The 12819-nt window shown below is 66.1% G+C and carries 13 protein-coding genes and 1 pseudogene; 6 read left to right on the forward strand and 8 right to left on the reverse strand.

Annotation, left to right across the window (positions count from 1 at the left end; all coding sequences use genetic code 11):
- From H8B02_RS38025 to H8B02_RS38050, 6 genes and pseudogenes are all read right to left on the reverse strand, one after another.
- A pseudogene (locus H8B02_RS38025) lies at positions 1-239 on the reverse strand (energy transducer TonB); the annotation flags it as partial.
- 5 nt (positions 240-244) lie between these two features.
- Entirely contained in the window at positions 245-691 is a 447-nt protein-coding gene (exbD, locus tag H8B02_RS38030) for a TonB system transport protein ExbD (RefSeq protein WP_229170896.1), read from the reverse strand.
- Between the two features lie 3 nt (positions 692-694).
- On the reverse strand, positions 695-1447 hold the full coding sequence (exbB, locus tag H8B02_RS38035; protein ID WP_229170908.1) for a tonB-system energizer ExbB: 753 nt from the start codon (positions 1445-1447) through the stop codon (positions 695-697).
- Between the two features lie 58 nt (positions 1448-1505).
- The gene (hutX, locus tag H8B02_RS38040) at positions 1506-2015 is read right to left on the reverse strand and encodes a heme utilization cystosolic carrier protein HutX (protein ID WP_229170897.1); all 510 of its coding nucleotides are present in this window, start codon (positions 2013-2015) and stop codon (positions 1506-1508) included.
- An 11-nt stretch (positions 2016-2026) separates the two neighbouring features.
- On the reverse strand, positions 2027-2362 hold the full coding sequence (hmuQ, locus tag H8B02_RS38045) for a heme-degrading protein HmuQ (protein WP_229170898.1): 336 nt from the start codon (positions 2360-2362) through the stop codon (positions 2027-2029).
- A gap of 159 nt (positions 2363-2521) precedes the next feature.
- On the reverse strand, positions 2522-4870 hold the full coding sequence (locus H8B02_RS38050) for a TonB-dependent hemoglobin/transferrin/lactoferrin family receptor (RefSeq protein ID WP_229170899.1): 2349 nt from the start codon (positions 4868-4870) through the stop codon (positions 2522-2524).
- A 251-nt stretch (positions 4871-5121) separates the two neighbouring features.
- On the opposite strand from H8B02_RS38050, the gene hemP reads away from it, so the two are divergent.
- From hemP to H8B02_RS38080, 6 genes are all read left to right on the forward strand, one after another.
- The gene (hemP, locus tag H8B02_RS38055; RefSeq protein WP_229170900.1) at positions 5122-5328 is read left to right on the forward strand and encodes a hemin uptake protein HemP; all 207 of its coding nucleotides are present in this window, start codon (positions 5122-5124) and stop codon (positions 5326-5328) included.
- An 8-nt stretch (positions 5329-5336) separates the two neighbouring features.
- Complete coding sequence (locus tag H8B02_RS38060; RefSeq protein WP_229170901.1) at positions 5337-6287, forward strand: heme/hemin ABC transporter substrate-binding protein; 951 nt, start codon at positions 5337-5339, stop codon at positions 6285-6287.
- Positions 6284-7384, forward strand: a complete 1101-nt coding sequence (locus tag H8B02_RS38065) for a FecCD family ABC transporter permease (RefSeq protein ID WP_229170902.1) — start codon at positions 6284-6286, stop codon at positions 7382-7384. Before H8B02_RS38060 ends, H8B02_RS38065 begins: the two co-directional genes overlap by 4 nt.
- Complete coding sequence (locus H8B02_RS38070; protein WP_229170903.1) at positions 7381-8184, forward strand: heme ABC transporter ATP-binding protein; 804 nt, start codon at positions 7381-7383, stop codon at positions 8182-8184. The genes H8B02_RS38065 and H8B02_RS38070 overlap by 4 nt, the downstream gene beginning before the upstream one ends.
- 107 nt (positions 8185-8291) lie before the next feature.
- Positions 8292-9644 carry an esterase-like activity of phytase family protein gene (locus H8B02_RS38075; RefSeq protein ID WP_229170904.1) on the forward strand — a complete coding sequence of 451 codons (1353 nt, stop codon included), beginning with the start codon at positions 8292-8294 and terminating at the stop codon, positions 9642-9644.
- A gap of 511 nt (positions 9645-10155) precedes the next feature.
- The gene (locus H8B02_RS38080; RefSeq protein WP_229170905.1) at positions 10156-10599 is read left to right on the forward strand and encodes a hypothetical protein; all 444 of its coding nucleotides are present in this window, start codon (positions 10156-10158) and stop codon (positions 10597-10599) included.
- A gap of 21 nt (positions 10600-10620) precedes the next feature.
- Here H8B02_RS38080 and H8B02_RS38085 read toward each other — a convergent pair whose 3' ends face one another.
- Both H8B02_RS38085 and H8B02_RS38090 read right to left on the reverse strand, forming a co-directional pair.
- Positions 10621-11457, reverse strand: a complete 837-nt coding sequence (locus H8B02_RS38085; RefSeq protein ID WP_229170906.1) for an enoyl-CoA hydratase-related protein — start codon at positions 11455-11457, stop codon at positions 10621-10623.
- Positions 11458-11539: 82 nt separating this feature from the next.
- On the reverse strand, positions 11540-12819 hold a 1280-nt coding region (locus H8B02_RS38090; protein ID WP_229170907.1), incomplete at its 5' end, for a mucoidy inhibitor MuiA family protein.

A 12819-nucleotide genomic window follows, 5' to 3' on the forward strand; every position in this document is an offset into this window, starting at 1 on the left:
TCAGCCTCCTGCATCGCCGGGCCCGGCGGCAGCTCGGTCTCCGAGATCGCCGGCGAGGACGTGATCGGCGTCAGATCGACCAGCACCGCCGGCACCGCGACACCCGGCGGCGGCGCCGAGACCCATGTCATGCCGAGCGCAATCAGCGCCGCATGCGCGGCCAGGATCGCGGCCGCCGACAGGCCCCACCGCCTCAGCCTGATTTCGTCGCCCGCATCATGAAGCGCATACGCGTTCATCGGAATCAGCTGCGTCCGTCGAGGCCGACCAGCGCGATCTTGAGATAGCCGGCATTGCGCAACAGGTTCATCACCTCCATCAGGTCGCCATAGCTGACTGCCTTGTCGGCGCGCAGGAAGATGCGCTCGTCCTTCTTGCCCTGCGTGGCGCCGTCGAGCGTCGCGGTCAGCGCGTCGCGCGCGATCACGTCCTCGCCGACCGCGACCGAGAGGTCGGGCTTCACGGTGACGAACACCGGCTTGTCCGGCCGCGGCTGCGGCTCCGCGGTCGAGGCCGGCAGGTCAACGCCGAGATCGACGGTCGCCAGCGGCGCTGCCACCATGAAGATGATCAGCAGCACCAGCATGACGTCGATGAACGGCGTGACGTTGATCTCATGCGCCTCGGCCAGGTCGTCGTCGCCGCGACGCCGGCCGCCGAACGCACCGCCAGTGCCAAGCTTCGCGCCCATCGCCTACTCCGCGGCGCGCGCCAGCCGGAACAGGCTGCGATCGCCCTCGCGGCTGACGAGCAGCATCACCATGACCGAGGCGTCGCCGAGCAGCGCGCGGTAGGCGGCAATCGAGCGGGTCAGATGATTGTAGATCACGACCGCCGGGATCGCGGCAACGAGGCCAAGCGCGGTCGCAAGCAGCGCCTCCGCGATACCAGGTGCCACCACCGCAAGATTGGTGGTGTGGGCCTCGGAGATGCCGATGAAGGCATTCATGATGCCCCACACCGTGCCGAACAGGCCGACGAACGGCGCGGTGGCGCCGATGGTCGCGAGCACGCCGGTGCCGCGCGCGATCTGCCGCGACATCGCCGCCTCGACCCGCTCCAGCCGCAGCGCGATGCGCTCCTTGAAGCCGTCATCGAATATGCCGCCGGACAGCGCGGCCTCGCGCGACGCGGACTGCACGATCTGCGCCACGGCATCGTTGCCGTCGCGGCTCGCCTGCTCGACCTCGGCAAGCTGCGTGTCGCGCTCCAGCAGCACGATCCGCTGCCGCGCAATCGTCGTCTTGCGGCGGATCTCGATGGTCTTGGCGAGCCAGACCGTCCAGGTCACGAGCGAGGCGAAGGTCAGCCCGATCATCACCGCCTTCACGACGATGTCGGCGCTCTCGAACATGCCCCAGGGCGAGAGGTTGCGCGGCAGCAGCGCGGCGTCTGCCGCCGCAAGGCTCGCGCCCGGCAGCATTCCGAACATGGCGCCCGCCAACATCCCGATGCGTTGCCCAAGCCTGCGATGCGACATGGTCGCCTCCCGTCCTTCGTCGGTCTCAGCCCGCTTTCGGTGCGATGCGGTCCGCCAGCGCGTGGAAGCGCGCCAGCTGGTCGCCGCGCAACGCGCGCGTCTCGTCACGGCCGACGAACACCTTGAACATGATGCCGCCGTCGAGATTGATGAAGGCGATGAAGGCCGACACCTTGCCCATGAAGGGCCGCTCGACGAAGGCGATCGCCGCACAGCGCTCATGCCTGAGATGGCCGTGCAGGCCCTTCGGCTGCATCAGGTTGAAATAGCCGCGGCCCACTTCGCCTTTCGGAATGGCGCCGGTGAATTCGAAGATCGCATCATCGGTGTGCACGATCAGCGTCACCTCGCCCCATTCCGCGATGTCCTGCATCGCGGCGGCGAACTCGCCGGCTCCGATCCGCACCATGCCGCCCGGCAGCGCCTCGAGCACCGCGCGCGGCGTCACCTTGCGCTCGCGCGCGACGTCCTCGATCACTGCGCCGGGATTGTCGGCCAAATATGCCTTCAACCCGGCAAGCTCTGAGTCCAGCACGATCGCCTCCGTCACGCCGCGGCGCTCTTGGCCCGCTCAGTGATCAGCACCTCAAAACCTTCGAATTTGGGATGACCGAGATAGAGGCTGCCGCCGGTCTCGTTGCCGGCGCGGGAATGGGCGCGGCGGAACGCATCGGACTTGGTCCAGTCCTCGAATGCCGACTTGCTGGCCCACACCGTATGGGTCGCATAGAGCGTGTGGTCCTCGGCCTCGGGGCCCTTCACGAGGTGAAATTCGATGAATCCCGGCAGATCGCCGAGATAGGATTCGCGGGTCTTCCAGACGGTCTCGAACGCCTGTTCCTTGCCCTTGATCACCTGAAACCGGTTCATTGCGATGAACATGAAAGCCTTCTCCTGTTTGACGGCGGATGCCTCGGATGATGCCTTGGATCCTGCCGGTTGATCTCGTGATATCATGAATGCGCCAAGGAATACGCCAAGGCCGCGCTGGGGGCACCAGCGCGGCCGGAGCAACCTGGATGGAATGATCGGCTTGTCGCGTTACGCTCCACCTAGGTGAATCCTGAGCCCGGCCTTGTAGACGGTGCCCGGACCGGGGCTCGAGAACAGCACGTCGTTCTGCGTCGTGCCGTCGGTCGAGGAGCCCGGGATCGCATAGGGCCGGTAGTACTGGTTCAAGAGATTATCGACCGACGCCGTGAAGGTGATGTCCTTGGTGGCGTTCCAGGTCAGATAGAGGTTGACCAGCTCGTAGCCGGTCGAGGGCAGATAGCCCGCCGGCAGGTCGTTGTTGGCGCCGAACGAGGACCATTGCGCTGCAATGATCAGCGTGCGGTCGAGCAGGCGGACGCCTCCCGTCGTCGTCACCTTGCGCGGCGTGATGGTGGCGAGCCCGACATTGGTCCCGGTGTTCCGGCCGCGCATCAGATGGCCGGCGACGCCCACGAACCAGTCGCCCGCGTCATACATCGTCTCGAGCTCAAAGCCCTCGATGCGGGCGTGGGCGATGTTCTGGTACTGGTAGAACTGGCTGAAGCGTCCGAACGGCGTCGTGGTCGGCGCCGACGGAACGAGGTCGATATAGCCGTCGACGTCGTTGTGGAACACGTTGATCTTGCCGCGGAATGAATCGTTCGCGGTGAAGATGCCGTCATACTTCAGATTGATGCCGGCTTCCTTGTTCTTGCCGACCTCGGGTCGCAGCGCCGCATTGGGCAGGAAGCAGAACAGGCCGCTGGTGCCATCGGGGCAGTTGAACAGCGCCGGCCCGCCGCCGGTGGCGTGGCCGCCCGAGATCAGGGTCTCGGTGATCGACGGCGCGCGATAGCCTTCGGCATAGCTCACATAGGGCGTGAAGCCGGTCACCGGCGTGACGCCGACCGTGATCTTCGGCGACAGCCGGTCGCCGCTCGTCGTGGTGTTGATCGAGGTGAGCTCGTAATGATCGTAGCGGACGGCGCTGACGAGCTCGAGCCAGGTCGAATAGTTCTGCTTCAACTGGACGAAGCCGCCGGACACCGTGCGCTGGCCGCCGGGCGTCGTGATGTTGGAATTGCCGCGGGAGTCGAAAGTCTCGACATCGTCGCGGAAGGCGTCGAAGCCGTAGGTCACGGCGTTGCGCCAGTCGCCGAAATTGAAGCGCGAGGTGTTGTTGACGTCGAGGCCGACGGTGTCGAGCGAATAGCCGCGCTTGTCGCCGACGCAACCGGAGATGTTGTTGCCGGGATTGGCCAGCGTGCAGACGCCGCCGCCGGTGGTGATGCGATTGTTGTAGGTCTTGACCTGGTCGTTGTCGGTGCGGTTGCCGTAGACCGAGATGTTCCAGTCGAACAACATGTCGTCGGGCTTGGAATATCGCCAGCTCAGCGTACCCGTGTAGTTCCTTGCATCGGAAACGTAGACCGAGGAGCCCGCGATCGCTGCTAGCGGCGCTGCCGTCGTGGTCGGGCCGCGGTTTTGCTGACCGATATTGTACTGGTAATCCTGGAAGACACCGCCGATCTTGAACTCGTGGCCTTCGGCCGGGCGGATCGTCACCTTCATCAGGCCGGCCGCGATATCGTCGCCGGTGTTGCCGATCTCGGTGCCCGCCCCGTCCTTGTAGTTGCTCTGGGTGCGGTAGACCGCGCCGCCGAACACATCGACATTCGGATCGGCGCGCACGCCGCCGAACACCGAACCCATGCCGCGATCCTTGTTGCTGCCGTAGGACCCCGACATGTCGACGCCCCAGCGTTCGCCGGGACGCACCACATCGTCGATATCCTTGGTGCGGAACGAGACCACGCCGCCGATCGCGCCGGAGCCGTAGATGTTCGCGGTCGGGCCGCGCACCACGTCGACGCCGCCGATCAATTCGGGATCGAGGAAGAACGAGCCGTTGGCGTTGTGGCCGGTGCGCTGATAGTTCTGCCGCGCGCCATCGACCACCACGGCGACGCGGCCGAAGTCCTGCAGGCCGCGGATGTTGATGACGGTCGCCGGATCGTCGCCACGCTCCTGGAACGAGACGCCGGGCACGTTATGGAAGATGTCGGAGACCCGGTTCGGCTGCAGGCCCTGAATCTTCTCCAGCGTGACGGAGCTGACCGGCGCCAGCGCGTCGATCGCGCGCTCTTCGGTCTTGGATGCGACAGCCGTGATGGTGTCGAGCGATTGCACCGGCACCGCGCCGATCTGCGCGCGCGCATTCGTCGCAGGCGACGCCGCCGCCTGCGGCTCGGCCGCGGGCTTTGGCTTCCGCTTGGCCTGCTTCGGCCGCTCGGTCGCGGGACGCGCAGCCGACGTATCGGCGGTTTGCGCCAAGCCGCTTGCCGGCAGCGCTGCCGAAAACGAAAACACCAACGCACCCAAAATCAAGGCGCGCGAAACCCTAGCCCCGTCAGCCATTCTAGCCCCAGCCCGATCATCGCATTTCTGGTTTGGCTGGCGTGCGCTCCACGGAGCGGCTTGCTGGCTACGTTGCGATGCAAGCCACAAGCCTGCATCGTGTGATGATTGGTTACGAGCCGGCAACAAAACGGTCAAGAATGCGGCAGCGCTGTTTACATCGATTGTAAAGTGCAGCCGTTGGAATGCGCCTTCGCCCGCTTATACAAGCAAGCATCATTAGAAGATTTCGTAGGCGCAGCACCACGAGCATGTCGGCACCTTCCGGAGACAACATCGGCGCGGCGGGAAATCAGGCCGTATCGGCGCCTGACGCGGCCAAAACGCTCATCATGCACGGGAATCGCCTCGACAGCCGCGACCTGTTCTCGGCTGAGCGCGAGATCATCATCATGCATGGCGAAGAGCGGTACCGGTTACGGCTGACCTCGCAGAACAAGCTGATCCTGACCAAGTGACGGCCCCGATGACAATTTGTCGCACGCTCGCTCTGCTCGCGCTCTCCTGTCTGCTGCCGATCGGCGCAGCGATCGCCGAGGGCATCACCGTGCACGACGCACGCGACCGCGACGTCGTGATCGACGATCCCACGCGGATCGTCTCGATCGGCGGCGCGATCACCGAGATTCTTTATGCGCTCGGCTTCGAGGACCGCATCGCCGGCGTCGATGCGACCAGCCTCTACCCGCCGTCCGCGCTGCGCGAGAAGCCCGACGTCGGCTACATGCGCCAGCTGTCGCCGGAGGGCGTGCTCGGCCTGCATCCGTCGCTGGTGCTTGCAGTGCAGGGCTCCGGGCCGAAGGAGACCATGGACGTGCTGGAGGCGGCGAAGGTGCCGCTGGTGCTGGTGCCGGAGACGTTCTCGGAGGCCGGGCTGGTGGAGAAGATCAAACTTGTGGGCCATGCCATGGGCGCCGACCCGCGCGCCGCCTGCCTGGCCACAGCCGTGGAGAGCGACCTCGCACAACTGCGCACGTTGCGCGCCAAGGTGGCAAAGCCGGTGCGCGTGATGTTCGTGATGTCGCTCTTAAGCGGCCGGGCGTTGGCCGCCGGCCACAAGACCGCCGCGGACGAGATCATCCAGCTCGCCGGCGGCGTCAACGCGATCGACGGTTACGACGGCTACAAGCCGGTCAACGACGAGGCCATCGTGGCCGCGAAACCGGACGTCGTGCTGTCGATCGATCGCGGCAAGGACTCGCTGACATCGGATGCCGTGTTCACGCATCCGGCCTTCGCGCTGACGCCGGTCGGCACCAACAAGGCCTTCATCTCGATGGAAGGGCTTTATTTGCTCGGCTTCGGGCCGCGCACCGCGGCCGCGGCACGCGACCTCTCGGTCAAGCTCTATCCGGCGCTGGCGCCGGAGGCCGCCACCTTCAAGCCGGCGGCGCTGACCGCGAACTGCCGGCAATGAGCGTGCTGGCCGAACGCCCCGCGCGTGCGAAGCAACGGCGCGCCGGCATGTCGCTGCGGCCAACGGCGACACTCACCCTGCTCTGCCTGCTCGCGGCGCTCGCAGGATGCGCGCTGATCGCCCTGACGGTCGGGGCCGCGGGTATCCCAATGGCACGGCTTCCCGCCGCGCTCGGACTATGGGTCGACGGCGTGGCCAACCCGCTGCTCGCGCGCGACGAGCTCGTGGTGTGGTCGATCCGGATCCCGCGGATCGCGGCGGCCGCGATGGTCGGCGGACTCCTTGCCCTATCAGGCACAATCATGCAGGGCCTGTTCCGCAACCCCCTCGCCGATCCGGCGCTGGTCGGCGTCTCCTCCGGCGGCGCGTTCGCCGCAGCGGCGGCGATCGTATTCACCGACAGCCAGCTCGGCGAGAGCCTGCGCTTCCTGCAGCATCAGCTGCTGCCGATCGCGGCTTTCGCCGGCTCGCTGGTCACGACCATCGTGCTTTATGGCATTGCCAGCCGCGGCGGCCGGACCTCGATTGCGATCTTCCTGCTGGCCGGGCTCGCGATTGCCGCGATCGCCAATGCCGGCATCGGGCTCGTGGTGTTCGTCGCCGACGACCGCCAGCTGCGCGACATCACCTTCTGGATGCTGGGTTCGCTGAGCGGCGCGACTTGGACCAAACTCACGGCCCTGGCCCCGGTGCTGGCCGCGGCGCTGATCGCCTGTCTCTGGATTGCGCGCGGGCTCGACGTGCTGGTGCTCGGCGACGCCGAGGCATTCCACAGCGGCGTCGATGTCGAACGGCTGAAGCGGATCTCGATCGTGCTGGTGTCGGCGATGACCGGGGTCGCGGTTTCGGTCTGCGGCGTGGTCGGTTTCGTCGGCATCGTGGTGCCGCATCTGCTGCGGCTGGTGATCGGACCCGGGCATCGCCTGCTGCTGCCGGCCTCCGCATTGCTCGGTGCGATCCTGCTGGTCGGCGCCGACACCGTGGCGCGTACCATCGTGGCCCCCGCTGAGATGCCGATCGGCATCCTGACCGCGGCGATCGGCGGGCCGTTCTTCCTCGCCATGCTGCTGCGCCAGCGCGGGCTGGTCTCGATATGACCGCGCTGCTGGAGGCGCAGTCGGTATCGATGAGGGTCGGCGGCGCCGCGCTGGTCGATGCGGTCTCGCTGCAGATTGGCGCCGGTGAGATGGTCGCGATCGTCGGTCCCAACGGCGCCGGCAAATCCACCTTATTGCGGATGCTGTCGGGCGATCTTCGTCCGTCGCGCGGAACGATCCGGCTCAGGCAGCGCGACCTCAGCGCCTATGGTCCGCGCGAGCTGGCACAGCACCGCGCGATGCTGTCGCAGCACGTCAACGTCACCTTCCCGTTCACCGTCGAGGAGATCGTCAGCATGGGCGCCGGCGAGAGCCCGCGCGCGGTGACGCGGGCGCTGGTCACTGCCGCGCTGGACGAGGTCGGGCTGGCGCATTTCCGTTTCAGGCAACTGCCGACGCTGTCCGGGGGCGAGCAGCAGCGCGCGCATTTCGCCCGCGTGCTGGTGCAGCTTGCCTGCGGCGAGGCGCTGCATGGGCCGGGGCTGTTGCTGCTGGACGAGCCGACCTCGAGCCTCGATTTGCGGCATCAGATCGATCTGGTCGAAACCGCCCGGCGGCGCGCCGCGCGCGGCACCGCCGTGATCGCGATCCTTCACGACCTCAACCTCGCGATGCGGTTCGCGGACCGCATCCTGCTGCTGCATCGTGGGCGGCTTGCCGTCGACGGCGACCGTGCCGCCGCGATGCAAGCCGACACGCTCAGGCAGATCTTCGAGATCGACGCCACGATCGACTATACCGCGAGCGGCGTGCCCTTCCTGCTGCCGCAGACGATGCGGCCGGCGGGCAAGGCGACGTAACGCCGCAAGCTTATCCCGCCGCAACATCCGCGGTTCACAAAATTGTCAGCCGGCTGTAACAGGCGGCTCGGAGAACACCGCATCGTTTGTCCTTTGGGAGATCAACCATGCGCCTGTCACTGCTCTGTTCCGTCGCCTCGATCCTGCTCGCCACACCGGCGTTCGCGCAGAGCGAGGGCGAATTCCCGGCGACGCTGGCAGGACACGCCGTGATGCCGGCAGAGAGCTTCATCGACGCTCCCGCCGATGCCCCGAACGATTTGAAGACGTCGGGCAAATACACCACCGGCAAGCGCGTCGACGCCATCGGCACCGTGATGGGCAAGTCCTACGAGCGGCCGACCGGCGTGTCGCTGCCGTTCAAGGGCCAGCCGCTGCAAGGCCATTCCGGCATCAAGGCGATGCCCGACGGCTCGTTCTGGGTGATCACCGACAACGGCATGGGCGCGCGCTACAACTCGGCGGACTCGATGCTGTACCTGAACCGCTACAAGATGGATTGGGCGAGCGGCAAGATCGAACGCCAGGAGACCGTGTTCCTGCACGATCCCGACAAGAAGGTGCCGTTCCGCATCGTGCATGAGGACACCGCCAGGCGCTACCTCACCGGCGCCGACTTCGACACCGAAGGCTTCCAGATCATCAACGCCACCTTCTGGATCGGCGACGAGTTTGGGCCCTACATCCTCAAGGCCGACAAGACCGGCAAGATCCTCGCCGTGTTCGAGACGGTCGCCGACGGCAAGCCGGTGCGCTCGCCGGATCACTGGGCCGTTCAGTCGCCCGGCGCGCCCGGCGCGAGCTACACCAACGTCAATCTGCGCCGCTCCAAGGGCTATGAGGGCTTTGCCTCCTCCAAGGACGGCAAGTTCCTCTACGGCCTGCTCGAAGGGCCGCTATGGGATGCCCACAAGAAGGACTGGGAGAAGGTCGACGGCAAGGAAGCCTCCCGCATCCTCGAATTCGACGTCGCGGCGGAGAAGTTCACCGGTCGCTATTGGCAATATGTGTTCGAGCAGAACGGCAACGCGATCGGCGACTTCAACATGATCGATCCGGCCCAGGGCCTCGTGATCGAGCGCGACAATGGCGAAGGCACCGCCGACAAGGCCTGCCCGCAGGGCCAGCGTGGCGAGAACTGTTTCCCTGACCTCGCCAAATTCAAGCGCGTCTACAAGATCGAGCTGTCGGACGCCAATGTCGGCAGGCCGGTGCGCAAGATCGCCTATATCGACCTGATGAAGATCCGCGATCCGAACAAGAAGGCTCGCAAGCCGCTCAACGACGGCGTCTACACCTTCCCGTTCTTCACCATCGAAAACGTCGACCGGGTCGACGAGACTCACATCATCGTCGGCAACGACAACAACCTGCCGTTCTCCTCGAGCCGCGATCCGAACAAGGCAGATGACGACGAGTTCGTGCTGCTCGAAGTCGGCGACTTCCTGAAGGCGAAATGAGGCGATTGCTGTCGCCACCCACAACGGTGTCGTCGCCCGGCTTGCCGCCTCCGCTAAAGCTTCGGCGCGCCATGCACTCATGGCCCCGTCGAAGCCTTGGCGTAGACGGGACCGGGCGACCCAGTATTCCAGAGGCGTTCGGGTTCAACGGATAAGCCGCGGCGTACTGGATGCCCCGCTCAAGGCGGGGCATGACAGCGAATATGCGGAAGCAGTCCCGTCATCCTGAGGTGCGAGCGGAGCGAGCCTCGAAGGATGCACGGCCCCGACGATGCCGCGCGGAGCAATCCGGGCCGTCGCCCTTCGAGACGGCCGCTTTACGGCCTCCTCAGGGTGACGGTGATAGAGCTGCCCCGCCTCACTCAACGTTAGCTCGCTCCTTCTTCATCCTAATTCCCGAACATAGGATCGCGCTGGACAAGGCGCCATCGGTTGTCTTGCAATTGCCCCTCTGCCGAAGCGCTCAATGATGATAGCCTCGGCCGATACTTGAATCGCTTCGGGGCAAATCATGCGAGAAAAATCCAGCCTGACCTACATCGAGGCGTTTATCGCCGCGGGCTTCGTTGCGTATCTGGGCTGGGACCAGAGCTGGGGGCTTCCGCCCGGGCTCATCGCTTTGATTCTCGGCGTGATCGTCTACTTTGCTTACCTGGCATTGATGCGACGGTTGGTGAGATTTCATCAAGACAGCTATGAGGTCGTGGCGACGATTTTGGCTGCTGCGTGGGGCGTGTTGGCTTATCTGGTCACGGGTGCGCTGCACGCGGGGTTCGCCAATCAGATACCCGCCTCGCTGCTGATGCATCTTTGGCCCTGGATCGCGGCGCTGGCGGCCTTCATTGGAGCACTCGCCAGCAAGGTGCGCTTCATGGACGATGTTCGCGAATATATCGTCGGCCGCCGCGCGCGCTGGGACAATCAGCAATGGCTGGAGGAGGACGCGGGCTTCTAGCCCGCGTTCGCCATCAAGCCGTCACTCCTTCTTGGTCCGGTAATCCCCGAACGTGGTGTCGCGCTGGTCAAGTTGGGCCTTCACGCTGCCGCCGTCGCGGCGGAAGCCGGCCATGTAGGCCTTGCTCGCCTCGGTGGTGAAGGCCAGCGCCTGGATCTCGGTGCCGGCGCGCATCGCGGCACGGGCACCCATGATTTCCATCGCGCGATGCACGCTTCGCTTGTTGAGCTGCTGCAGCTCGACCGGCACCTTCGCCGCGCGCTCGGCGAAATCGAGCGTCTTCGCCTCCAGCTCTGCGAGTGGGAACGAGCGGGTCGCATAGCCCCACTCGGCGGCCTCGCGGCCGGACATCGCATCGCCCGTCAGCATCAATTCCATGGCGCGGCGCATGCCGACCAGCCAGGGGTGATACTGCATGTCGGGCGGGCTCATCAGCCGCACCGGCGGATAACCGATCTGGGCATCGTCGGCGACATAGACCACGTCGCAGGCGGTCGCGAGCTCGGTGCCGCCGGCGAGGCAGTAGCCGTGCACCTGCGCGACCACCGGCTTGGCAAGATCCCAGATCGAGAACCAGCCCTCGACGACGTGGCGCGACCACTGGCCGGGACCGGACGCCGAATGATAGGGCTGGTCGACGCGGTTGTCGGCGGAGAGATCATAGCCCGCCGAGAAGCACGGACCCGCGCCACGCAGGATCGAGATCGAAATGTCGGGGTCGCGGTCGGCCTGCTCCAGCACCTCGAAGATCTCGCCGCGCAGGCGGTTGTTCAGCGCATTGCGCTTCTCGGGCCGGTTCAGCGTGATGCGGCGGACGCGCGGACGCGGATCATCGACGTTGATGTGCTGGTAGCTCATGGATCCTCCCGATCTCGGCTTTTTTGCCGTTGGCAAAGTGATGCCCGAGATCGGGAGGGAAGTCATCGGCCGCCGGTGCAGATCAGCCCGCCGGCACCATCACGACGCCCTTGTCCTTGGGCCAGCGCATCCGCCAGGCGAAATTGATGTCACGGACTTCGCCGGCCTTGGCCTCGAATGCCCATTCCAGCACCCCGCGTCTGTCGCGCAGATTGGTTGTCGTCGCAGGCGTCGACGACGGCAGCATCTCGACCACGATATCGTCGTTCTCGCTGACCGGGAGTTGATCCTGGATCGCGACCTTGATCGGGAAGTCGTGGCCGTTGCGCACCGTGGTCTTGAACGCGCGTTCGTCGGTCTTCGACGTCGTCACGATCAGCCCGGCGGAGCCTTCATTGCGCTTCACCACCGTGCGCTCGATCTTGACCTTGTCGTCGGCGCCGAAGCCGAGCCGCACGGTCTCGTCCTTGGCGGCGGTGGCCATCCGGCTGCGGCCGACAAAGATGCCGTCGCGATAGATCGAGACCTGCCCCGGCAACAGCGGCGCCTCGTCGGCCTGCACGAAGCTCGCCTCCAGGAACGCGGTCGGATCGATCACCGGAACGGCGCGCACCGCGAGATCAGGGGTGATCGTCGCCGTCGAGATACGCAGGCTCTTGGCGCCCTGATTGGCGGCGACGCTGACGCGGCCGGGGATTTTGAAGGTGGCCTGGAAGGCACCGACCTCGGCGGTTGCCTCCCGCTCCTCGGCGAGTTTGCCGCCGAGTGCGTCGGCCATGTCGGCCGCTGGCGCGGGCGCCAGGGCTTCGCGTGACCGCATGCTCGCCGAGGGTAGCAGCGACATCGTCGCCCGCGGCGGCTGCGGATATCGCACGATCAGCGAATTGAGGTCGGGCGCATTGCCGCCGCGGGCGACGCGCACGGTGGAGACGGCGAGCGCCACGTTTGACCAGTCCTCGCCGGTCGCCTGGGTGATCTCGGCGCGGCGCACCAATTCGATCGCGGGCTTGCGATCCTTGGCGCCGGTGTCGAGGCGGGCGTCGTAGAGCGGCATCCAGCGGGCGTTGCGCACCGCATAGGTCACCCGCAATGTCGCGCGGGTCGCGGCCGCGGAGGCAAGTTCGATCCGCACCTCGAGCTTGCTCGGCGGCTTGGCGGCGCGATCGGCTTCGAGGCGTGCGATCTCGCGATCGATGTCGCGCTGCTTGCGCGCGGCGTCGCGGATCGCGGTGTCGGCGGTTGCGACTTCGTCCCCGACCGCCGAGAACGCGGCGCGCCACTCGCTGACCGGACGGGCCTCGCCCTTCTCGCCGATCCCGACCGGCGAGGCCTCGGCGAAGTGCTCGGCAAATTTGCGGCGGG

It is taken from the genome of Bradyrhizobium altum (assembly GCF_020889705.1).
In the GTDB taxonomy this organism is placed as follows: domain Bacteria; phylum Pseudomonadota; class Alphaproteobacteria; order Rhizobiales; family Xanthobacteraceae; genus Bradyrhizobium; species Bradyrhizobium altum.

What these genes read in the sequence shown, in the direction of transcription:
- H8B02_RS38085 (WP_229170906.1), bottom strand. Translation starts at nt 11,457, where the DNA reads ATGAGCTACCAGCACATCAACGTCGATGATCCGCGTCCGCGCGTCCGC.
- H8B02_RS38050 (WP_229170899.1), bottom strand. Translation starts at nt 4,870, where the DNA reads ATGGCTGACGGGGCTAGGGTTTCGCGCGCCTTGATTTTGGGTGCGTTG.
- exbD (WP_229170896.1), bottom strand. Translation starts at nt 691, where the DNA reads ATGGGCGCGAAGCTTGGCACTGGCGGTGCGTTCGGCGGCCGGCGTCGC.
- H8B02_RS38070 (WP_229170903.1), top strand. Translation starts at nt 7,381, where the DNA reads ATGACCGCGCTGCTGGAGGCGCAGTCGGTATCGATGAGGGTCGGCGGC.
- hmuQ (WP_229170898.1), bottom strand. Translation starts at nt 2,362, where the DNA reads ATGTTCATCGCAATGAACCGGTTTCAGGTGATCAAGGGCAAGGAACAG.
- exbB (WP_229170908.1), bottom strand. Translation starts at nt 1,447, where the DNA reads ATGTTGGCGGGCGCCATGTTCGGAATGCTGCCGGGCGCGAGCCTTGCG.
- H8B02_RS38075 (WP_229170904.1), top strand. Translation starts at nt 8,292, where the DNA reads ATGCGCCTGTCACTGCTCTGTTCCGTCGCCTCGATCCTGCTCGCCACA.
- hemP (WP_229170900.1), top strand. Translation starts at nt 5,122, where the DNA reads ATGTCGGCACCTTCCGGAGACAACATCGGCGCGGCGGGAAATCAGGCC.
- H8B02_RS38080 (WP_229170905.1), top strand. Translation starts at nt 10,156, where the DNA reads ATGCGAGAAAAATCCAGCCTGACCTACATCGAGGCGTTTATCGCCGCG.
- H8B02_RS38060 (WP_229170901.1), top strand. Translation starts at nt 5,337, where the DNA reads ATGACAATTTGTCGCACGCTCGCTCTGCTCGCGCTCTCCTGTCTGCTG.
- H8B02_RS38065 (WP_229170902.1), top strand. Translation starts at nt 6,284, where the DNA reads ATGAGCGTGCTGGCCGAACGCCCCGCGCGTGCGAAGCAACGGCGCGCC.